Source organism: Psychrobacter sp. P2G3 (genome assembly GCF_001593285.1).
GTDB lineage: Bacteria > Pseudomonadota > Gammaproteobacteria > Pseudomonadales > Moraxellaceae > Psychrobacter.
The window spans coordinates 3,292,857-3,314,487 of record NZ_CP012529.1 but is presented as its reverse complement, the minus strand read 5'-3'; the positions used below and the strand labels follow the sequence as shown (position 1 = coordinate 3,314,487).

General features: G+C 41.7%; 17 protein-coding genes. 14 read left to right on the top strand and 3 right to left on the bottom strand.

Annotation, left to right across the window (positions count from 1 at the left end; all coding sequences use genetic code 11):
• Positions 1–188 precede the first annotated feature (188 nt).
• On the top strand, positions 189–863 hold the full coding sequence (locus AK823_RS13585; RefSeq protein ID WP_068329963.1) for a riboflavin synthase: 675 nt from the start codon (positions 189–191) through the stop codon (positions 861–863).
• Positions 864–1,006: 143 nt separating this feature from the next.
• Here the strand turns inward: AK823_RS13585 and AK823_RS13580 are convergent, their stop codons facing one another.
• The gene (locus tag AK823_RS13580) at positions 1,007–3,868 is read right to left on the bottom strand and encodes a response regulator (RefSeq protein WP_068329960.1); all 2,862 of its coding nucleotides are present in this window, start codon (positions 3,866–3,868) and stop codon (positions 1,007–1,009) included.
• A gap of 462 nt (positions 3,869–4,330) precedes the next feature.
• Here AK823_RS13580 and fmt point away from each other — a divergent pair, with 462 nt between their 5' ends.
• The 8 genes from fmt (at position 4,331) to AK823_RS13540 (ending at position 13,991) form a co-directional block, all read left to right on the top strand.
• Positions 4,331–5,386, top strand: a complete 1,056-nt coding sequence (gene fmt, locus AK823_RS13575) for a methionyl-tRNA formyltransferase (protein WP_068330358.1) — start codon at positions 4,331–4,333, stop codon at positions 5,384–5,386.
• An 85-nt stretch (positions 5,387–5,471) separates the two neighbouring features.
• The gene (locus tag AK823_RS13570; RefSeq protein ID WP_068329957.1) at positions 5,472–7,049 is read left to right on the top strand and encodes a transcription antitermination factor NusB; all 1,578 of its coding nucleotides are present in this window, start codon (positions 5,472–5,474) and stop codon (positions 7,047–7,049) included.
• 201 nt (positions 7,050–7,250) lie between these two features.
• Positions 7,251–8,672 (top strand): threonine synthase, encoded by a 1,422-nt coding sequence (gene thrC / locus AK823_RS13565; RefSeq protein ID WP_068329953.1) that lies wholly within the window; start codon positions 7,251–7,253, stop codon positions 8,670–8,672.
• Positions 8,673–9,138: 466 nt separating this feature from the next.
• Complete coding sequence (locus tag AK823_RS13560) at positions 9,139–10,236, top strand: LysM peptidoglycan-binding domain-containing protein (protein WP_068329950.1); 1,098 nt, start codon at positions 9,139–9,141, stop codon at positions 10,234–10,236.
• A 35-nt stretch (positions 10,237–10,271) separates the two neighbouring features.
• The gene (dprA, locus tag AK823_RS13555; protein WP_068329947.1) at positions 10,272–11,522 is read left to right on the top strand and encodes a DNA-processing protein DprA; all 1,251 of its coding nucleotides are present in this window, start codon (positions 10,272–10,274) and stop codon (positions 11,520–11,522) included.
• 157 nt (positions 11,523–11,679) lie between these two features.
• Positions 11,680–12,309: a Sua5/YciO/YrdC/YwlC family protein gene (locus AK823_RS13550; protein WP_068329944.1), complete on the top strand. Its 630-nt coding sequence runs from the start codon at positions 11,680–11,682 to the stop codon at positions 12,307–12,309.
• A 127-nt stretch (positions 12,310–12,436) separates the two neighbouring features.
• A complete protein-coding gene (locus AK823_RS13545) occupies positions 12,437–12,955 on the top strand; it encodes a MarR family transcriptional regulator (protein ID WP_068329942.1) in 519 nt (172 codons plus the stop codon).
• A gap of 121 nt (positions 12,956–13,076) precedes the next feature.
• Positions 13,077–13,991 carry a fatty acid desaturase gene (locus tag AK823_RS13540; protein ID WP_068329939.1) on the top strand — a complete coding sequence of 305 codons (915 nt, stop codon included), beginning with the start codon at positions 13,077–13,079 and terminating at the stop codon, positions 13,989–13,991.
• Here AK823_RS13540 and AK823_RS13535 read toward each other — a convergent pair.
• Positions 13,988–14,638 (bottom strand): IS1595 family transposase, encoded by a 651-nt coding sequence (locus tag AK823_RS13535; RefSeq protein WP_068325289.1) that lies wholly within the window; start codon positions 14,636–14,638, stop codon positions 13,988–13,990. The genes AK823_RS13540 and AK823_RS13535 overlap by 4 nt on opposite strands.
• Positions 14,639–14,859: 221 nt before the next feature.
• Between AK823_RS13535 and AK823_RS13530 the strand changes: the two genes are divergently transcribed.
• The 4 genes from AK823_RS13530 to AK823_RS13515 all read left to right on the top strand — a co-directional run bounded on the left by AK823_RS13530 (position 14,860) and on the right by AK823_RS13515 (position 19,011).
• The gene (locus tag AK823_RS13530; protein WP_068329937.1) at positions 14,860–15,360 is read left to right on the top strand and encodes a hypothetical protein; all 501 of its coding nucleotides are present in this window, start codon (positions 14,860–14,862) and stop codon (positions 15,358–15,360) included.
• A gap of 23 nt (positions 15,361–15,383) precedes the next feature.
• Positions 15,384–16,346 carry a TIGR01777 family oxidoreductase gene (locus tag AK823_RS13525; protein WP_068329935.1) on the top strand — a complete coding sequence of 321 codons (963 nt, stop codon included), beginning with the start codon at positions 15,384–15,386 and terminating at the stop codon, positions 16,344–16,346.
• Between the two features lie 294 nt (positions 16,347–16,640).
• On the top strand, positions 16,641–17,735 hold the full coding sequence (locus AK823_RS13520) for a metallophosphoesterase (RefSeq protein ID WP_228138877.1): 1,095 nt from the start codon (positions 16,641–16,643) through the stop codon (positions 17,733–17,735).
• A gap of 148 nt (positions 17,736–17,883) precedes the next feature.
• On the top strand, positions 17,884–19,011 hold the full coding sequence (locus tag AK823_RS13515; protein WP_068329932.1) for a metallophosphoesterase: 1,128 nt from the start codon (positions 17,884–17,886) through the stop codon (positions 19,009–19,011).
• Here AK823_RS13515 and AK823_RS13510 read toward each other — a convergent pair.
• Complete coding sequence (locus AK823_RS13510; protein ID WP_068329930.1) at positions 18,988–20,409, bottom strand: alpha/beta hydrolase; 1,422 nt, start codon at positions 20,407–20,409, stop codon at positions 18,988–18,990. The genes AK823_RS13515 and AK823_RS13510 overlap by 24 nt on opposite strands.
• Positions 20,410–20,756: 347 nt before the next feature.
• Here AK823_RS13510 and grpE point away from each other — a divergent pair, with 347 nt between their 5' ends.
• The gene (grpE, locus tag AK823_RS13505; RefSeq protein ID WP_068038751.1) at positions 20,757–21,362 is read left to right on the top strand and encodes a nucleotide exchange factor GrpE; all 606 of its coding nucleotides are present in this window, start codon (positions 20,757–20,759) and stop codon (positions 21,360–21,362) included.
• Positions 21,363–21,631: the final 269 nt, after the last annotated feature.

The window sequence follows — 21,631 nt, the reverse complement described above, 5'->3', positions numbered from 1 at the left end:
GGATAACTTGACGGAAACAAAGGTTTTTAATGTGCCCTAGGTTGATTTATGGTTACTTATCCACAACTTATCCCCTAGCAAGCTTAAAATGAGATCGTGTTTCACTAAAAATCTAGCTCAGACAAATGCTATCAATAAATCAAAATACGTTGTCGATAACGGCAATATAATAATGAGATGAGGTCTATATGTTTACCGGAATTATAGAAAGTGTTGGAAAGGTTAAATCCATGCAGCCTACGGGCGGTGACATACGTTTGACGATAGAGTCTGATGATTTAGATTTTGGTGATGTAAAGTTAGGTGATTCTATTGCTTCAAACGGTATTTGTTTGACCGTCGTAGAGTTTGGCAGTAATCATTATTCTGTTGATGTCTCACGTGAAACGATTGCTCGTACAGCACTTGAAGAGCTAAAAGCAGGTCATATTGTCAACTTAGAAAAGGCGATGCTCCCAACGACTCGTTTTGGGGGACATATCGTTGCCGGTCACGTTGACGGAGTAGGGGTAGTCAGTAAGCTACAACAAGATGCGCGCTCTATCTATATCGAAATTGAGATACCACAAGAATTTGCTCACTATACGGCGACTAAAGGCTCTATCACGGTTGATGGTATTAGCCTGACGACCAACCTTGTACGTGACAACATTGTCTCTTTAAATATCATTCCTCATACCGCGCAAGTGACCAATATCGCTAAGCACTGGCTGGTTGGCAGCAAAGTTAATATCGAAGTGGATATCGTTGCGCGCTACTTAGAACGTTTAATAAACAAGTCGCAAACTAGTGGCATGAATGCGCCAAGTCCGCAAAGCCAGATTACAGAAGCTTTTTTAGCAGATAATGGCTTCATGAAATAACAAATATTTTGTTAAATACTAGGGTGTGTCCTCATTAAGAGTTCGTTCATTCAGATTGAGGACTCGCCCTAAGACAGTTATCAGAGCTATTGAAAGTAACGAAAGCAGAATGAAGTGATAGTCGATAATAAGTGATAGATAGCTTATTCGGTTGTCATTAGGCTTTGCAAAACCGTCTGCAATTTATCTTTGTTGATAGGTTTGGCCAAAAAATCATCCATTCCTGCCAAGCGACAGGCCTCACGATCATCTTCTGTATTATTGGCAGTTAATGCGACGATAGGAATACTATCTCCTTGTGATCGTATGATTTGGGTAGCTTGCAAGCCATCCATAACTGGCATACGGCAATCCATAAGAATTAGGGCAATTTGTTGTCTCTGAACATCAAGTTGCTCTAAGGCTTGTCGGCCATTATCTGCAACCAAACAAGAATAGCCTAGTTTGTCCAATAGCTTACAAGTAATCTTTTGATTGGTCGAGTTATCATCGACAACTAAAACCAAAGGAGCTGTAGATGCTTCCTTAGTATCAACCTCTACAGTGAACTCTTTTTTACTCTCAATATCGTCAATAGTATCTTTATTTTTCTGAGTAATGGTTACTGGCTGTGCTAAACGTATTAGCTCAGATAGTAACAATGCAATATCTAAAGGTTTATTCAAAAATCCGTCAAATTTGTCCAATAACGAAGAAGTAATACTGCGTTCGGGCTTCATGCTTAATAAGAGTTTTGGTAAGGAAGTATTATTCAGTAATTTGTTAATAATATTGCTTTTTTCATTATCATTGGGTTTCGCTGGGCTACCTGTTTTTGAGCTTTCAGTAGCCACTGAAAGATGAGCTGGTAAAAGGCTGTGAGTCTCATAATATTCATAATCTAGTAGCAATACTGGTTTTAGTATTTGTGCTTCCTTTTCTAGCTGCTCATATAACTGTTGGGCAGCAGCACTGTCTAAATTGGTATAGATACTGACAGGCAACGATAGATGTGAGCACACCTGCTGTAGAAATGTTGCGCAAATCTCTTGTTCAACAACAGCAATGAGGCGAATATGGGTTAGGCTGCTGTGGAAATGATATATCGGCTGATAAGTTGGCGTATGACAAGGTAAGTACAGAGAGAAGTTACTGCCTATGCCAAGCTCACTATCTAGTTGAATAAAGCCACCTAATAACTGTGCGAAGCTATTGGAGATAGCAAGACCGAGTCCTGTACCACCAAATTTTTGGCTAATTTGCTTATTTGCTTGATTGAAGTATGAAAAAAGTCTGTGCTGCTCAGAATCTGCAATGCCAATACCTGTGTCTTTGACGCTAAAACGCATCCATTGATGGTTATCCCCAGTATTAACGACCGTATTAGGTAGGCGGTTATCAGATGCTAAGTTTTGGTTACGTGCAGCACTGGTTAAGGTGCGCTTACTGTTAAGACTAGTGATAAAACACATCTGCTCATAAGTAATGGGTTCAACAATTAACGCCACATAACCTGCTGGGGTGAATTTGATCGCATTATCTAGTAAGTTAAGCAGAATTTGGCGTAGGCGGTTGCCATCAGTGCTGACATAGCGCGGACAGTCAGGGGCAAAGAAGTACAATAAATTAATGCCTTGCCTGCGCGCGCTACCGACCATCAAATCACTAATATGTTGCCCAAGTTTAAAAATATCATTAGGCTCATTGACGATATCAGCCTTACCTGCTTTTATTTTTGCCATGTCGAGCATATCGTTCAGCATCGCTAGCATTGACTGACTAGACTGACTCAACATGGATAGCACTTCTTGCTGACCTGGCGTTAAGCGATTCGCCTCTATCAACTCTAACGTACCAATAATTGCGTTTAGCGGGGTACGTAATTCATGACCAATAATAGATCTAAGTTTAGCAAATTCTTTTATTTGTAATTGCGCTTGCTGGTTTTGAAGCTGTAGGTCATCTACTTGTTTAACGAGCTTATCGACGTTATTGAGTAATACGGTAAAGCCATGAACTTGTCCGTGTGCCCCAAACCATGGAGTGATATGTAACTGATAAGCTTGTTTATCTTCTAAGCCATAAACTAACAGATTACGAGTAACGCGTAGAGTAGATAGTTTCTGTAATAGTTGTTGGGTCGCTTTATCACTGCCAGTCAAAAAATCCGTTAAGCTATAATTAGAGTCACGCTGGAAAGCGGTAGTAAAAACTTGTTCAAAGCGTTGATTAAAAAAACTTATGTGACCTTGGCGCATGACCATAAGCATCGGTAAAGGTGCTTGATTAACCAAATGTTCCAAACGCTGGCTAAGCGTTTTGATGCGTCGATGATGATCGTGTAGCTGATAGCTGACCCGGCTTAGAGAATGACCTAAGCGCAAGAATTCGGGGGTGGTTTTTTCCTTTACAAACGGTGGCGGTAAATAGGCTTCCTTAGATGACATCGTCAGGCTTTCTGTATACTGTACTAACTGGTCCCAATTAGTCCGGCGTTTGAGCATATAAAGTAGTGCTAGACTAAACAACATAATTGCTGTCATCAAAGGCAACCAAAATCGGTAAGATATCCAATTTATATCAAGAGGTTGGTGGCGCAATACTACATATATCTGATGACCACTTTCAACCTTAATCTTACCTGTCAGCGTAACATTATTTATCTGATATGAGCTGGTGGCAGTCTTAGATGTAGTCGTAAGTGTAGGAAAAGTGATATTAGAAAATTGTTGTTCAAAAGGCTGAGTGTGACGATAGACGTATGTCTGCCCAGAAGGCATCATGAGAATTAGCTGATAACTGATATCCTGAAAAAAAGGTTTGGTAAGTATTTTTTCGATATCAGCCTCTGTCGGTACGGCATGATCAGTCGTTTCATGTTTCAGCGCCGTAAAAACAACTTGGCTATGTTCTTGGCTTTGGGTTTTGAGTGCCGAAAACATCATGGCATAGTATAAGACCAGCATTATCAGCAGCGTCAAGATGTAAAAGAAAAGCAGACGTTTTAATGACTGAAACTGTTGCATGGGGATATTATCCTATACCTGCGCGACAAGGTAGTGCGATGGTAAGCTAAAATAATCTACTCTAATAATTGGATGGTACGTTTTAACCGCTAGTTTTCACCTATAATTCTTGAATTTTATTGTTAAATTTTTTTAGATTATTGTGATAAGCAGTAATATAGATTACTTATAGTAACAAATTTACTACCAGCGCGGTTATGGCAATCGTACTAATTTAGCAGCTTAGCGAACTTTTAGGTCAGAAAAAAGAGGTTTATCTAGTCAAATATTTAAACATAATGTGATAAGTATGGGTTAATAGTTAGTTTTGATAAACTTATGTCGATATAGAATACATCAGTAATATAGATTGCAAATATAACCCAAAATAGACTGCTATGGTCTTGAACCACAATCATAGCACTACACTGTAAACTCACCTATAATGTCACGACTACTAATCTAATATGTAATATGGGTGTTATGACCACAATTAACTCTGCTTCTGACAGTATTGTACGACCCAGTCGCTTGCGCATAGTGTTTGCAGGCACGCCGGAATTTGCCGCTTCTAGTCTTGAGTCATTAATTGCTCAGCAAGAGCAGCTTAATATAGATGTAGTCGCGGTATATACGCAGCCTGATCGGAAAGCGGGACGTGGCCAAAAGCTGGCTGCGTCTGCGGTCAAGCAGGTAGCGCTCACTCATGACATTCCTGTTGAACAGCCTGCTACCTTCAAAAAATCCAGCGCAGAAGGTATGGCCGCAAGGCAAACGTTATCAAGCTATCAGCCTGACGTGATGATCGTTGCAGCATATGGTCTTATTTTGCCCATTGGTGTGTTGACCACACCTACCTATGGCTGTCTAAATATTCATGCCTCACTACTGCCACGTTGGCGCGGTGCTGCACCTATCCATCGCGCGTTATTAGCAGGAGATTCTGAGACCGGCATTACCATCATGCAGATGGATAAGGGGCTGGATACCGGCGATATGCTCCATAAAGTAAGCTGTACTATCGCTGATAATGATACGGCGGCAAGCTTACATGATAAATTAGCCGACTTAGGGGCAACTGCTATAAGCACTGTCCTACAAGATTTGCCAAGCTACCAAGCAAAAGCAATTGCCCAAGATGACAATCAAGCCAATTACGCTGAAAAGCTGGTAAAAACTGAGGGCGAAATTGATTGGACGCAATCTGCTAGCGTTATTGAGCGTCAAATTCGTGGTTTAACACCGTGGCCAGGTGCTTATACTTTTTTAGATGGTGCACGTGTAAAGATATTAGAAAGCTTAGCAGTTAATCCGTCGCAGCAAACGACAGAGCCAGCAGGCAAAGTTATTAGTGTTGGACGTAAAGCCATTTTAATAGCCTGTGGTAACAATCAGCAAACCGACGATAAAGAACAACCTGCTAGCACGCTCGCCATAACCAAATTACAGTTTGCTGGTAGCAAACCCGTTACCGCTGAGCAAGTCTGTCATGGCAATCAGCTTGATGATGGTGACCAGTTTACGACTGATTCGAAATAATTCAATTAAGCTTAATGTACTTTAATTATAAGCAACCCCACTTGCACAAGACGCTATCGATCATGCGTCAAGGAAATCAAATTTAATGAGACAAACCAGCACTGCGCCAAGAAATAATAAGCTCAAACGTTCAAGCAATCTCATTATGAATGGCAGCGTACGCGTACGAGTAATTCGCACCTTACTGGCTATTCAAAATGGTCAGTCGCTCTCAAGCGTTCTTGACCCATTGTTAAACAGTTTGCATGACGGCGATAAAGGCTTTGCACACGCCCTATTGCTAACCACTCTACGTCAATGGCATGCACTTGCACGATTGCTCGATAGCTTGGCAGATAATCCTATCGATGAGATTGAGGTGCGCACCACCATTCAAGTGGGCTTAGTACAGTTGCTATACTTAGAAGTCGCTGACCATGCCGCCATTCATGAAACGGTCGAAGCGGCGAAAGAAATCGATTTTGCGCATGCGACAGGTCTTATCAATGCCATCTTACGTAAAGTAGCTAAGAACCCAAGCAAGTTCCGTAAGAAGTGCGACAAAAAGCATAGTCTACCGAATTGGCTCGCCTATCAGCTTAAGCAAGACTGGAGCGAGCAGTATGATGAGCTGACCCAAGGTTTACGCCAAGCTGCGCCGATGTTTTTACGGGTAAACTCAGGGGTTAGCTCAGTAGAGGATTATCAGCAAGCATTGGATGGGGCAGAGATAGAAGCGGATTTGGTTGAGCTAACCAGTGGTTTTAACTTAACGAGTTCGTCAGATACAGCCACGCCTACAACATTATCAACCAAAGGTCTTAGGTTACATCAAAGCACTGCAGTGAGCGCTTTGCCTCATTTCGCTGAAGGTGCTGCCAGCGTACAAGATATGCATGCTCAACTTGCTGCGCCACTCATTCATACCGCTTTAATGAATAAAGTTAGTGCTGATAAGTCTAATACAGACATTGATTCAGACGCTGATAATAACCAGCTACACATTTTAGATGCTTGCGCTGCACCCGGTGGTAAACTGGCTCATTGGTTAGAACTATTGAGCTCAGATGAGTCGTCGTTGTTTCACGTGAAACAAGAAGATGCTGAAACGTCACCTGTGATTAGTAACATCAAGGTAACGGCTATTGATAATGAAGCACCGCGTATCGAGCGTATTTATGAAAACTTACAGCGCCTAAATTTAACACAGCAAGACTTAAAGCAAGCTGAAAAAAACATCGCGCTCAATATTGTCTGTACTGATGCGACCATATGGCAAGGGGTTGGTAAGAAAAAGAAGAACAAACTTGTATTTGACGCTATATTACTAGACTCGCCTTGTACGGCTACTGGGGTGATTCGTCGTCATCCTGATATCAGTATCTTGCGTACTGAAGAAGACGTCGAGCAAACCGCACTGTTACAAGCGGATATCTTGCATAATCTGTGGCCACAACTTAAAGTCGGTGGCTATCTATTATATGTGACTTGCTCTATCTTAAAGCAAGAAAACGTCGAACAAATGCAAGAGTTCCTCACTCACTATAACAATGCGGTAGCCATTGAACTTACCGAGGATTGCAACTGGGGCATCGCCCAAGCGATCGGTCGTCAGTGTCTACCGATTGATAGCGCTAGCGGTGATGGTTTTTATTATGCATTGCTGCAAAAGACTGCTGAATAAAATACAATATTACAGAACCTCACTCTCGGCCTTCTAAATTCATTAATATAGGCTGGTGCTTACTAGCCAAGCATAAACCTTTGCGAAAGCAAAATGCTAAGCTAAAAATACTAGTCTACGATAGTTTATACGATGTTGAGACTCAGGTACTAATTCAGGTACTAAAGACTAACTTTAGACGTTTTAAGTAGGGAATAAACCATGAAATATATCAGTACCCGTGGTCAGACAGCGCCGATGGATTTTAGTGACGTGCTCTTAATGGGGCTTGCACCAGATGGTGGCTTGATGTTGCCTGAACACTATCCAAATATCGATAATGCGACGCTTGATGAATGGCGTACGCTCAGCTATCCAGCGTTAGCGCTAGCTATCATGCAACGCTTTGCTACCGATATTCCTTATGCTGATCTAAAAGATATTGTAGAGCGTACTTATACGACTGAGGTATTTGGTAGTGCAGAGATTACGCCAGTACGTAAGCTTGAAGATAATCTCTATATTTTAGGATTGTCCAACGGTCCAACGCTAGCGTTCAAAGATGTGGCGATGCAGTTTTTGGGCAATGCTTTTGAGTATGTACTTAAGCAAAAAGAGGCACGCATTACCATCATCGGTGCGACCAGCGGAGATACGGGTAGTGCGGCAGAATATGCACTGCGCGGTAAAGAAAACATCGAAGTCTTTATGCTGTCACCACATGGCAAAATGAGCGAATTCCAGCGCGCGCAAATGTATAGCTTAACGGATGACAATATTCATAATATCGCTATCGACGGTATGTTTGATGATTGCCAAGACATCGTCAAAGCCTTACAACAAGATGCAGAGTTTAAAGCCGCTTATAATTTAGGCACGGTCAACTCAATTAACTGGGGTCGTATCTTGGCGCAGATTGTTTACTACTTTAAAGCTTACTTTGCAGTGACAAATAGCAATGATGAACAAATCAGCTTTAGTATTCCTTCAGGTAACTTTGGTAATGTTTGCGCAGGTCACATTGCTCGTGAGATGGGGTTACCCATAGGGCGTTTAATCGTCGCGACCAATGAGAACGATGTGCTCAATGACTTCTTTAATCAAGGTGCTTACCAGCCACGTGCGACTGACAAAACCTACGTGACCTCTAGCCCTTCAATGGATATCTCCAAAGCTTCTAACTTTGAGCGCTTTGTTTATCTATTACTAGAAAAAGACAGTGCGCGTGTTCATGAATTGTTTGAGGGTGTAAAATCAGGTCAAGGTTTTGATTTGTCAGATGTACTGGATGCCGTTAATAGCCGTTATGGCTTTGCTGCGGGCAAGTCTACCCACGCCGACCGTTTACAAACAATCAAATCTTTATATGAACAATATGGCGAATTGGTCGACCCACATACGGCTGATGGTATCAAAGTCGCCAAAGAGCTTCAGCAAGAGGGCGAAGTTATTATTTGCGCAGAGACTGCGTTGCCAGTCAAATTTGCAGAGACTATCGTTGAAGCTATTGGCCCAATAGATATCGCACGTCCAGTCCACACTGAAGGTTTGGAAGATTTAGAGCAGCATGTTGTTATCTTAGACAATAAAGCAGAGTTGGTCGCTGAGCAGATTCGTCAGCATGTACAACCAACTCTAGCCTAAACAATCCGTTTCACGTGAAACTTTGAATAGTTAACCAAAAGCCTCATTACCTAAATAATCTAGGTAGCGGGGCTTTTTAATGCTTGCTTAATAATAATGAATAAACCATGAATAGCACCACTCAACAACCAGTATTACTGGTTGAAAATAGTAGGAAAAAAAGTCACGTATTCTCTTTCGGCATCGGTAAAACAGATTTTTTCAAATGAATCATTGATTGGTATTATGAGTGATATAGGTCTCATACATACCTCTTATCTATTCAAGAATCAATAAAATATTCTGCAGGTTAACTTTATGTAAACAGATGTCTAATTATATGCTAATGTGTATATAATTGTAATTATAACTGTCTTGGCGATTAATCCACCAACTAGGTAACTTGTTGGATTCAATCTTGCAGGGATAAGTAATAAAACAACAAAAACCCTATTTACGCGGTACCTTAAAACTTGTGGATACAACCATGAAAATGAGCCTAAACTCTATAGCAAAAGCGCTGCTTATCACAGCTTTCAGTAGTGTAATGTTGATGAATACTGCTCAAGCTAATAACCCAGCCCCAACCATTAAAGCAGATGCGCCCAACCGCTATATTGTCAAAAAAGGCGATACTTTATGGGATATCTCAGGGCGTTATTTAGACAGCCCATGGCGCTGGAAAGAGATTTGGGCCACCAATAAGCAAATTAAAAACCCTAACCTTATTTATCCTAATGACGTACTCATTTTATGCGTCATTCAAGGTAAGACGTTAATTGGGGTCGATACAGGCGAAGGTTGTGCTGGTATCGAAAAGCAAATAACAGGCAATGTAGTCGTTAGCACGGTTGCGGTTACTTCAGTAGCCAATAGTATTCCACCGATTCCACGGGCAGCGATCCAGCACTGGTTAGATAAAACGATTATTGTGAATCCAAAAGATTTCAACACTACCCCTTATGTCTTGGCGTCCAAAAAGCGCAACCTGATTACTGCTAGTGGCGATAAGATTTATACCAAAGGAATTCCGCTTATCGTTGGACAACGTTATGGCGTATATCGTGAAGGTGAGCTGTATGTCGACCCCAGAACCCAAAAAGTTATTGGTCTTGAAGTCACCCAAGTAGCAACTGGCTTGGTAACTAGCGTTGAAGAGAACAGCGTAAGTAGTTTGCAACTTACCGACTCTTATGGCAAAGAAGTACGTGAAGGCGATCGTGTGTTTGTAGAGCTGGATAATTCTATTCCACCAGTGTTCTATCCTGAGCCTGCAACTGTAAATCGTGGTGGTTTGATTGTTCGGGTTATGGATTCAATCAGCTCAGCGGCAAAGGGTAGTGTGGTAGCTATCAATTTAGGTAGCACGCAAGGCACCAAACCTGGTGATGTGCTGTCTGTCTACCAAAAAGGGCTTTTAGTACGTGATACTAAAGATAACGACACGCCTGTACGCTTGCCAAGCGAGCTGTCTGGTATGGTGATGGTATTCAACACTTTTGATGATATCAGTTACGCTTATGTTTTAAGCTCAGAGCTACCACTGAATGTTGGCGATCAACTGTTACCACCGCCTTATCTATAAAGCTTCTATAGCAATTATCTACGAGTAAAACAGTCATGACGGTACATTTACCTCCTTTATCAGTTGAACAGCGCGCTATATTGGCATTGTGGTATGAGGTAAATGCATCATTGTCTGCTTATCATAAGCTTATTACCTCTTTTGATGATGCACAGCTTGCTTGGCAGGCTACGGTAGAAGCATGGCGACAGTTAGGTATTCACCACACTCACCTCAAACGTCATGAACAGCCAGAGCAAACGCTCGCCAGTATCGATAAAATTCAGCAAGCGCTGATAGAGAAACGTTATAGCCTGCTATTTGCCGATCAACCCGATTATCCTGTTCAGCTCCTACAGATTTATGATCCGCCACCATTGCTATTTTATCGTGGTAATAGCGCGCGCTTGCAGCAAGCACAAATCGCTATCGTGGGTAGCCGAAAACCCACCGCCCATGCGCAAAAAATCACTTTTGATATAGCACAGTACTTAGCGCAGGCAGGTTACGTCGTCACAAGCGGCCTTGCAATGGGCGTCGATAAGCGGGCGCATTTAGGTGCGTTAGCTCAAACCGATCGTGAATATCAAGGTCGTACCGTTGGTGTCATGGGTACGGGTATTGATGTTTACTATCCCAATCATCATGATCAATTATTTGCTCAGATTATCGAGCAAGGTGGCTGTATTATCAGTGAGCTATTACCACACACGCAGCCGCACAAACATACTTTTCCGCGTCGTAACCGTTTAGTTGCTGGACTGAGCTTGGCGACGATTGTAACAGAGGCTACTGTTCAAAGCGGTTCGCTAATTACTGCGCGTCTAACCTCTGAGCAAGGCAAGCAAGTTTTTGCTGTTCCCAGTCATATTGATAATAGTAATGCTGAAGGCTGTCATCATTTGATACGTGAAGGCGCGACTTTGATTTATCATCCTAAGCAAGTATTAGAAGATGTTAACGGTCAGCTGGCTTACGGTAATAAGCCCCATCGCTCAACAGATACGTTCAAATTTAACAGTAATCAATTGCAGAGTACTCAGTCTTCCAATTCTATAAATACTAGCGGAAGTCCTATCGCAACTGCTGACCAACCAGCGTCATCTAATATCAAATCCCCTCGCAGCGCGATAGTCGTACCTGAACATTTAAAGGTCGTTTATGCTCAGCTTGATTGGCATGGACAAGATTTAGATGCGCTCTTAGTCACCACCGGGTTTGCACCGCCGCAGCTCATTGGGCAGTTGATGGAACTTGAATTGCTAGGTATCATCAACGTACTGGGTGGGCGTTATTTACGCGTCTAAAGTCATGTTTTTTTATCTCAAAGTTTCTTTGTACTCCAGTTATTGAGTATTTAAGCTAAGAACAATTTCGACAATTTCAAACTCCGCTATCCTAGTCTTTCTTTATCATATGTTATTATGAGTGCTTAATCTTCTATTATCCTGAAGTATTCAAGTCATGAAACAATCCGCACCATTCATTACCGACTCTGTCGTCCAAGCTGCTAAGTGGCTTAAAGAAGGGCAGCTACTTGCTTATCCAACGGAAAGCGTTTGGGGTATTGGCTGTGATGCTTATGATGAAGCGGCAGTTCAGCGCATTTTGAATATCAAACAGCGTCCACAAGCTAAAGGTATGATTGTCATTACCGATAGTGCAGAGCGTTTAATACCTTTATTAGAAGCTTTAGAAGATGATCAACGTGAGCAAGTAATCAACAGCTGGCAGACAGATAACAATACTGATTATACTCAAGAGCAGCAAGCGCATACTTGGTTATTGCCTATTCCGAGCACACTTGCTACAAGTATACCTCCTTGGATAACTGGCCAGCACCAAACTGTCGCTGTTAGAGTTATCGCTCACCCTATTATCCGTCAGTTATGCCAACAGATGGTAAGTGCTCATAATCCGTTTGGGCTATTAGTTTCCACAAGCTGTAATCCATCAGGGCAGCCCCCTGCTATGAGCTTTACTGATGCCTATGCTTATTTCGGCGAGCAAATCAGCTACTTAAAAGCTGAGACCCTAGGTTATACCTTACCAAGCCAAATTTGTGATGCAACCACAGGTCTCATCGTTCGTTAGGGGGTAGCAATCATTCAAACAGTCAGTATGATTACTTAATTTCACTATTGACAGAAATAAAAGAATGGCGCACTATGAGTCAAGAAGGCAGTTATAAATTCTAGAAAATAGTGAGTAGATATCAATCATGAAACTAAATCCTGTGACCGAAAAATTTATTTTACATTGGGGCGAAATGGGCTCGCAGTGGGGTGTCAATCGCACCATGTCACAAATTCATGCATTGTTATATATCATTGGTAAGCCGTTAGATGCTGAAGAAATCACCGAAACTCTAGGGGTTGCTCGCTCTAATGTTTCAAACAGTATTAAAGAATTGCAAAATTGGGGATTGGTACAAAAGGTTTCGATATTAGGTGACAGGCGAGATCATTTTACGACCAATACTGATGTTTGGGAGCTCGCACGTATCATTGTAGTTGAACGCCAAAAGCGTGAGCTGGATCCAACAGTACAGTTTTTACAAGAACTGATGAATAGCCCTGAGTTTGAACATGAAAATAGCGAAGTAAAAGCACGTATTCGTGATACCCAAGAATTCGTTGATACAGTTACCACTTGGTCATCTGAGATGCTTAGACTACCGACTAGCGCCCTTAAAAAATTTTTGAAACTAGGTGCGAGTATTAAAAAGGTTCTAGGATAATCTAACTATGTAAAAATAAAAAATTTTGAGTACATATTTCTGTTTTAACAGAAATTAATGTAATAACGTAGCGCTTATATAGACTCCCTTTAGTAGCAGTAATGACAAATGGATGTGTGACATGAAAGCAAATAAAACACATGGTAATAAAGAGCAAGCGATCAAAGATGCTGTTAGCTCAGTAGAGTGGAAAGACTTGCACCAGCTGACTCGCGGCCAAATTGCTTATAACCTTATCTTGCCTTATCCGTTTTTACTGCTGTCATGGTGGTTTGCCAGTCAATCTTGGTATGTACTAGCGTGCGTCGCGTCGTATCTATTTTTTGCTGCGGCCTTTCGCCAAGCTCATGATGGCTATCATCATAGCTTAGGTACGGGTAAACGTACGACTACCGCCATATTGCTGTTGCTTAGTGTGCTATTGATGACCAGCTTGCATAGCATTCGAGCTACTCATATGGCGCATCATCGTGACCCTCTAGGCGATAGTGATATTGAGGGCAGTCTGGCAAAAGTGTCATGGTGGCAAGCGATGATAGGCGGCATAACCTATCGGTTCGATATCTATCGTCAAGGACTGCGTCTAAGCAGTCGCCGCAATCAAAAATTGGCTTGGTTAGAGTTTAGCTTAATTGCTTTAGTCATCTTAGTTGCACTTGTGTTGACCGCGTTTACTATCCCAGCTGTTGCCATGTTAGCGCAAGTGTTGATGTATCACTTACTGACCATGATGTTGGCAAATGCTAGTGTCGGAATCATTGCTGTGTGGGGTGTGCATCAAGATTGTGATGAAACGCTAGCCCGCACTGAGCGTAACCCATTGGTCAACATATTGACTTTTAACTTGCTCTATCACGTAGAGCATCATCTATTTCCTGCTGTGCCATCCAATCATTTACCGGAGTTAGCCAAGCGTTTGGATGCAGCAGCGCCGCACCTGACCGATCAGCATGTATTGCCTGATATATCTGCTGTTACGGACTTTATAAACAATCGATGGAACAAAATAAAAGATGGGGCTGTCCTAGATAACTAGTTCAGTTCCTTTTTAACCCATTGTTTTAGCTGACGTAATTGACGTTTCGGATCACTGTAGTTAAAACGCCACTCACATTCCTTTAAAAACAGATGGAAATGCTCTTTTGGGATGCCATTATATTTACGCATATGACGCTTTGCTTGACTCCAAAAGTTCTCTATTCCGTTAATATGATTACTGTCTTGTACAAACTCTTTTGAATGGTTAATGCGGTAATGGGTAAACTCACTGACATCAAGTGCGTTGTAACTTCTAAAGGAGTCTGTGTAAACGATACTATCAGGCTTTACTTTCTCTCTTATAATAGGGATTAAGGTATCAGCTCTGGCATTAGGGATGATACAAGCATAGACGCTACCATTGCGCTTAAGCAGTCCAAAAACAGGAACTTTGTTACCAGCACCGCGACCACGTTTGCCTTTGCGTCTGCCGCCAAAGTAGCTCTCATCAACTTCTATTTCGCCTTCTAGAAGGCCAGGTTCCTGACTATTTTCATAAATCAGTAGTCTTAGCCTGTGAAAGTAATAGCTGGCTGTTGTTTTATTAACACCCACTAAGCTTGCTGCTGTTCTTGCGGTAGAACCGGCAACAAATAGTTCGATAAGCTTAGTTTGTTTGTACCAACTTAATCTACTCTTTCTCATATGACTATCCTAGATTATTTTACTTATCTAGGACAGCCCCTAAAAGATAGCTATCACCACAGCAACGATGATGGTGAGTGTCCTATTCGTAAGCGTTTTGCGTAATGGATAGACTAGAAAAACTGAGATACTTATCCATCAATTATCCATGGCAAATTCATTAGCGCTACCAACACCCTATTTATACTAAGTTAACGATTAACTTTTATAGGATAAATATAATGAAAATGAATGGCAGGGTTGATGCTTATCCTTATTTACAAGTCATTATCTTATTTGCAGGGCTTGGTAGTGTTATTGGTGGGCTGATTGTGCAGTTGTGCGTTTTATTGATATTTAGAGAAGCAGATTTTGTCCAGATTAGTTATCAACCAATGCTCTATGTTGGATTACTTGGTTTTATTCCAGCATTATTGACAGGTATTGTTATTGCCAGCAAAAAGATATGGCGCGGTGATCATGAAAGTATACGTACGTCCTTTTTAATTGGATTTGTGACATCTGCATTTTATATGGGCGCAATCGTCATCTATTTAGGGATACATTCATGGGTGGAAATTGCAGTGCTATTAGCTTTTATGTTTATCGTAGGTCTGTTCGGCGCTATTAACTCTGCTATCGCTAGCTGCATTGCTTTACCAAAAGTATGTAAAAGTGGTTTTGATATAACTTCCAAAAAAGAAGAGGATAGTTACAAAGGATTAATTTCAACTGAATGCTAAGCAAAAGATATAGGGAGTAGGGCATGAATATTCTAATCAGTGGTGGCTCAGGATTCTTAGGTAGTGCATTTAGTCGTGAGCTGATGACACGTTACCGCGCACAGAATAAAGAGCTGCATATTACTTGGTTGACTCGTGATAGCAGCCAAGCACACCCTGACGATATCGCTATGGTGACTTATGATGAGCTTGCAAAGACTGATAAAAGCTTCGATGTCGTTCTAAATCTAGCAGGTGCTGGGATTGCAGACTCGCGTTGGAGCGATACCCGTAAAGAGCAGCTAATGGCGAGCCGCGTTAAGCCTACCGAGTCAATATTAGCATTTATTGCACGCAGTAGCGCCAAGCCTAAACTGCTAGTTAGCGGTTCAGCGATTGGCTGGTATGGAGTGCAAGGTGATAAGCCATTGACTGAAAGTAGTAGTTTTGAGACGGATTTTGCTCATAAATTATGTGATGATTGGGAGCAGTTAGCGCTCAAGGCCACTGAACATGGCGTACCTGTAGCTATTGTGCGCACTGGTGTGGTGATTCATCCTGATGGCGGTATGCTGGGTAAGCTTTTAACACCGTTTAAGATGGGCGTCGGTGGACAATTGGGTGATGGCAATCAAATTATGAGCTGGGTCAGTCGTGAAGACTGGGTAGGGGCTGCGATATTTATCATTGAAAAGCATTGTACTGATTATACGAACGGTCAGACCACGCAGGATAACTCGCTAAAAACCACAAATGATACGCCAGCGCTGGTCTATAACCTCACTGCGCCTAACCCAGTAACCAATCATACTTTTACCAAAGCACTTGGATCATGGCTAAATCGTCCAACGTTTTTCACTTTGCCAGAGTTTTTGCTTAAGCTGATGTTCGGTGAGATGTCGACGCTACTGATTGATGGGCAAAGGGTATTGCCACAAGCATTACAGGACGCAGGATATGAGTTTAAGCAACCAACGTTTAAGCAGGCGTTAGAAGATCAGAAGTAGTGAAGATAGCAAAAATTATAGAAGGTAATACTGTTTCACGTGAAACCTATACAGTAGATATATATCCTAATAAGTCATTAGATTTTGTAAGGTAAGGATGATAAGAATAAAGGCTCGAACAAGGTTTTTGATAAAACTGGGGCATGTCATCATTTAGATTTTAAGACTACTAATTTTATAAATGTGCTAATTGATGACATGCTCTAATATTAGTAGGCAGAAAGTGGAATATCTATGAAAAAAGTTTCAGCAATGCAGATTCGCATAAATTTGTTATAAGATGACGCCATCTTTATGCAATCAGATATTATTATGTGGTTTTTCTTTATTGTCGTTACCCAAATATTGGCGTTAACGACTAGCGTCATCTTATGGTGGCTCATCAAGCCAAAACGTTCGATTACAAAAAAAGCAATTATATCATCCGTTTTTATTATTAATAATGTGGCGCTCATTTATGGGCTTAGTGAGTTTTGGCGTGAGCGTTTTCATGTCTATTTAGTCGTGGGTATTTTGCAAGGCTTTATGATCTATGCTGCGCTGATTACCGCCGCTATTGCTCTGATATATTATAAGTTATTGAAAGGTCAGTGCCGACCTAAGCTCATACGTAGCATCGGCATAATGATATATATTGGCATCGTAAGTTTAGCGGTATTTAATGCTTACTCGCCAGTGGTACATCAGTTAACTGTTACGACAACCAAGCCATTGAATGAGCCAATAGATATTGCCTTAGTATCCGATACGCACTTAGGTAGATGGTTTGGCAATCGACAGATAGATAGGTTGGTCAATCTCATCGATGCTCAGGATGCTGACATGGTGGTGCTGGCAGGTGATATTATGAATGATACTACTATCTATTATGACAAAACCAATATGCATGAGCGTCTATCAAAACTGCGTGCGCCGTTTGGCGTGTATGCTGTATTAGGGAATCATGATTACTTAGGGTACGAAGAAGCAATCGCTGAAGCGGTAACAGATGCAGGTATCACAGTACTGGATAATGAGAGTGTATTGCTTAACGAGTCAGTGTGGTTAGTCGGGCGTTCAGACGATGTAGATTCTACACGCTTATCAGCATCAGAATTACTGTCGAAGGTTGATACCGATAAGCCGACTATATTTTTAGAGCATCGTCCTACAGCGCTAGAAGAGATCAGCGATTTACCCGTAGATTTGCACTTATCGGGACATACGCATGGCGGACAGATATTTCCATTGACGATGCTAAAACAGTGGTTTCAACCACTGGTACACGGTACAAAAAATATAGAAAATACGCAGTTTCTAGTATCTTCAGGCTATGGTTTTGGTCCTGTACCATTTAGGCTAGGAACGCGCTCTGAGATATGGATGATTAGGTTACAATCTGCTTCATAAACTGTTTAAATAAATGACCTAATGCCCATGCTAAAAGCCTCTACTATATAAGCATAGTAGAGGCTTTTTATACGTTACCAAACTTCCGCTTAAACTTTTTTGTCTTGTCTAAATTTCTTTAAATACCAAAATCACTCTGGAATTACTCATGCGCTACGCATTTTTTATCACCATTTTTGTACTGTTGCAGCTTTTTAGTTTAGGAGCTGCGCTAAGCTTACAATGGTGGTTACAGCCTTGGACAACGACTACCTTACAAACCGCAGTAATGGTAACTATATTTATCATTACCAATAGTTTGCTGCTACTGAGTGTCAAAAGAGTGTTTGCCAATAGCTATCGCTGGGTGAGTAGTTGGATGTTGTTCATGCATTTCATGGTACTAACCGCGTTGCTAATCAGCTTGTTATACGGAGGTTATTGGCTAATAGTAACCTTTACTGACTACCGTGTTCTTAATCCTTCGGTAGTGGCAACGGGGTTGCGAGTACTTGCTCTGGTTATTTTTATTGGTCTGTTCATTTATGCTTTATATAGCGCCTACGTACCTGTTGTGCGTAAAAAAACTATTAGTATTAATAAACCGATGGTAAGGCAATTACGTATTGCGGTAGCTAGTGATTTACATATTGGTCGGCTATTTGGTCGCGATGCGATAGATAGGCTACGTCGCCTTGTCGTCCAGTCTGAAGCGGATATACTGTTGATGCCGGGCGATATTATGGATGATAATACCGAAGCATTTACAGCCTACGATATGCAGGCAAACTTAACTGAACTATGTGCTAGCCTGCCTTATGGGGTTTATGCGACGTTAGGCAATCATGATTTATACGGGCATGAACAGCCAATTAGTCACTCACTGCGTAGTGCTGGCGTGCATTTATTGAACGATGATGTAGTCTGCCTGACGCATCAAGATCAACCGATTTGGTTGGTTGGCCGTTTTGATAATCACAAACGTGAGCGCGTAGCGACGACAGAATTACTGGCACAAGTAGATGTAGATGAGCCCATCATATTACTAGACCATCGTCCTAGTGATATCGTTGAACATAGCCAGTTACCCATTGATTTACAAGTGTCAGGACATACTCATAATGGCCAGGTATTTCCCGCTAATTTTATCGTCAGTGCTATTAACCGTCTAGGTTACGGTTATGAAGCAATTGGTCGTGGACACTTTGTGGTGTCATCTGGCTATGGCTTTTGGGGCATACCGTTCCGCTTAGGATCACGATCAGAGATTTGGTTAGTCACTCTTAACGGTAAGTAGTTGGCGGACAAAGCTGGCAAACTTGTCAATAATACCAGCCGTCTCATGACCAATACCTTTATGAATACTCATTAAATGAATAAAGCCATGCGGCGCGCCTAGCACAGTGTAGGTCTTAGTCGCGATACGACTATCTTGTAATTGGTCAGCATAAATCAAAGCCTCATCACGTAAGATATCTAATTCAGCCGCCACAATATAGCTTGGACACATGCGCGTGTTATTGCCGTGCATAGGCGATGTAAGCGGGTGTGAGCCTGGCAAAGTACTATGTTGCATGTAGGCTGTGTCAAACACTTCCACATCATTGTAATCGAGCAATAACCCTTTACCGTATAGCGCCCAGCTAGGATAATTCGCATTAATATCGGTGACAGGATAGAGAGGCAGTTGGGCTAGTGGACGAGGCAAGTCTTGCAACTTATTAATCATGTCTTCTTCATCTAACCCTAAATTTAACCATTGCGTAGCGTCTGGCGCAGTGACTTGCTGAGCGACCAAGATTGCTAAGCAACCACCGGCACTGTCACCCGATAATACAATGCGTGATGGCAATGCACCCAAAGTATGGCAGTGCTCAGCTAACCAAGCATAAGCAGCTAGGCAGTCTCTAAGAGCGGTTGGGGCAGCGTACTCTGGCGCCAATCGATAGTCGACACTGACCACCGACCAGCCTGTTTGTCTGCAGACTACGTGACAAAACTCATGATGAGTATCAAGGTCGCCAATACAAAACCCGCCGCCATGAAAGAACAACATGACTGTTTTATCAATGTTCGTTTCATCAGTATTTTGCTCATGCTGCTGATAGCAGCGCACTGTCATATCATCGCCGTCAGCGTTAACTATTGATTCATCTTGCCAACGTACCATCGCTCTATTTTCTGCATTTTTTTTCGCGTTGACTTCTGCATTATCTTTAATCGGCAGCTTTAAATCATTATCCAGCTGTTGCCAGACGTTTGGCGCTTGCATAGCGACTGCGTCAGCTGCAAATTTATGTCGTAACGTAGTCAGTTTATCGATACGTAGCGGGCGCTTAAGCTTATTATTCAGCGCTATAATCAAACGCAAGTGGGCATCAGCATGTGGGTATTGCTTAGTATTTGGACCATGCAAGGAGGTATTAAGCCTTTCAAGTAGGGGCGTAGGCAGATAGCCGAGACCTTTTAGCACATAGTGAAATGCATGCTTTTGATAGCGCGCTTTTGAGTGGTGAATATCACTAGAAAGGCTATTGTTTAGATGATTAATTAGCAGTTTACTATCTTTTGCTGAACTGTCTTTTGATGTACTACGCTCTGATGTATCACTGCTTGCTCGACTGCGTAGCGCTTTTATTGTATTAGCAATTTTACTTACCAGTACATTTATGGATGGAATTGGTAGGACTGGCATAATATTCCTTAGTAAATTCAACCAAGTGAGAGAATGAGTTCGAAAATATATAAAGGTTAGCAGCCTATGACAGATAATAAAATTATCATGTTGTTGAGCCACTTACTCTCAGCTTTTAGTATCTTTTAAGTCCATCGTTGTCTATTAAAGCTCATTATTTCATCAAAAGCTAAAAATTCATCTTGTTTAGGCTTGAAATTTGCCCCTATGGCCTTTATCAAGCAGCTATCAGAACATAATTATACCAAGCGGTTATTTCCAACAAATCCATTTATAACAAATCCGCGCTTAGCGGTTTTATTTTACATTAAGTTTAAGACTCATTAATAAAATCATAAGGAGCTATCATGACTGAACAAGCACCCAACCACGAGTTTGACGCAAATGACCCAAAAGCGGCACAGAGCAATATCGACCGTGATGAAAGCATTTTAGAGGAAACTATGAAAGAGTTTAATCCAGGAAATAACTCTGGCGAAGACAATACTATCGAAAACGATATCGATATCGATGCTTTTCACACGCGTATCGCTGAGCTTGAAGGTGAGGTCAAACAAGCTAAAGAAGGTACCGCTCGAGCCAATGCTGAAGCTTACAATGCGCAAAAGCGTATGGAGCAAGAAGCGGATAAAAGCAAAAAATTCGCTTTGCAAAAATTTGCTAAAGAATTGTTAGAGGTCGTCGATAACCTAGAGCGTGCTGTCGAGATGGCTGATCCTGAAGATCCAGTCGCTGAAGGTGTTAAATTGACTCATAAAGCGCTGCTAACCGTACTCAATAAGCATGGCGTAGAAGTGGTTGATCCACAAGGCGAGAAGTTTAATGCTGATTTCCATGAAGCAGTAGGTATTGACCCAGAAGCAGAAGCGGATATCGTTGGCACTGTGTTGCAAAAAGGCTATAACTTAAATGGTCGCCTATTGCGTCCCGCTATGGTACGTGTCGGTCAGTAATCGAAGTGGGAATGAAGGTAAGCCTTAGCAAAAGTAGGGATATTCACAAAACTTCACACAAAACCGAGTTAATGTACTGTCATTGACTTGAAAAACCATAAACGTAAACCGATATAAAGCAACAAGTGACCACTTAAGGTCTGATATACCAAGTCTAGTCGCATTTATTCAGTACAGCTCAATAGTATGAACAGTAAATGCGCCTAGCAACCAATATACAAAGTAGCTTAGATAAGCAGCAATCTTATAAACAGTAATCTAGAATAAAT

What these genes read in the sequence shown, in the direction of transcription:
- AK823_RS13525 (WP_068329935.1), top strand. Translation starts at nt 15,384, where the DNA reads ATGAATATTCTAATCAGTGGTGGCTCAGGATTCTTAGGTAGTGCATTT.
- AK823_RS13570 (WP_068329957.1), top strand. Translation starts at nt 5,472, where the DNA reads ATGAGACAAACCAGCACTGCGCCAAGAAATAATAAGCTCAAACGTTCA.
- grpE (WP_068038751.1), top strand. Translation starts at nt 20,757, where the DNA reads ATGACTGAACAAGCACCCAACCACGAGTTTGACGCAAATGACCCAAAA.
- AK823_RS13545 (WP_068329942.1), top strand. Translation starts at nt 12,437, where the DNA reads ATGAAACTAAATCCTGTGACCGAAAAATTTATTTTACATTGGGGCGAA.
- AK823_RS13520 (WP_228138877.1), top strand. Translation starts at nt 16,641, where the DNA reads ATGCAATCAGATATTATTATGTGGTTTTTCTTTATTGTCGTTACCCAA.
- fmt (WP_068330358.1), top strand. Translation starts at nt 4,331, where the DNA reads ATGACCACAATTAACTCTGCTTCTGACAGTATTGTACGACCCAGTCGC.
- AK823_RS13515 (WP_068329932.1), top strand. Translation starts at nt 17,884, where the DNA reads ATGCGCTACGCATTTTTTATCACCATTTTTGTACTGTTGCAGCTTTTT.
- AK823_RS13550 (WP_068329944.1), top strand. Translation starts at nt 11,680, where the DNA reads ATGAAACAATCCGCACCATTCATTACCGACTCTGTCGTCCAAGCTGCT.
- AK823_RS13585 (WP_068329963.1), top strand. Translation starts at nt 189, where the DNA reads ATGTTTACCGGAATTATAGAAAGTGTTGGAAAGGTTAAATCCATGCAG.
- AK823_RS13540 (WP_068329939.1), top strand. Translation starts at nt 13,077, where the DNA reads ATGAAAGCAAATAAAACACATGGTAATAAAGAGCAAGCGATCAAAGAT.
- AK823_RS13530 (WP_068329937.1), top strand. Translation starts at nt 14,860, where the DNA reads ATGAAAATGAATGGCAGGGTTGATGCTTATCCTTATTTACAAGTCATT.
- AK823_RS13560 (WP_068329950.1), top strand. Translation starts at nt 9,139, where the DNA reads ATGAAAATGAGCCTAAACTCTATAGCAAAAGCGCTGCTTATCACAGCT.
- AK823_RS13535 (WP_068325289.1), bottom strand. Translation starts at nt 14,638, where the DNA reads ATGAGAAAGAGTAGATTAAGTTGGTACAAACAAACTAAGCTTATCGAA.
- AK823_RS13580 (WP_068329960.1), bottom strand. Translation starts at nt 3,868, where the DNA reads ATGCAACAGTTTCAGTCATTAAAACGTCTGCTTTTCTTTTACATCTTG.
- AK823_RS13510 (WP_068329930.1), bottom strand. Translation starts at nt 20,409, where the DNA reads ATGCCAGTCCTACCAATTCCATCCATAAATGTACTGGTAAGTAAAATT.
- thrC (WP_068329953.1), top strand. Translation starts at nt 7,251, where the DNA reads ATGAAATATATCAGTACCCGTGGTCAGACAGCGCCGATGGATTTTAGT.
- dprA (WP_068329947.1), top strand. Translation starts at nt 10,272, where the DNA reads ATGACGGTACATTTACCTCCTTTATCAGTTGAACAGCGCGCTATATTG.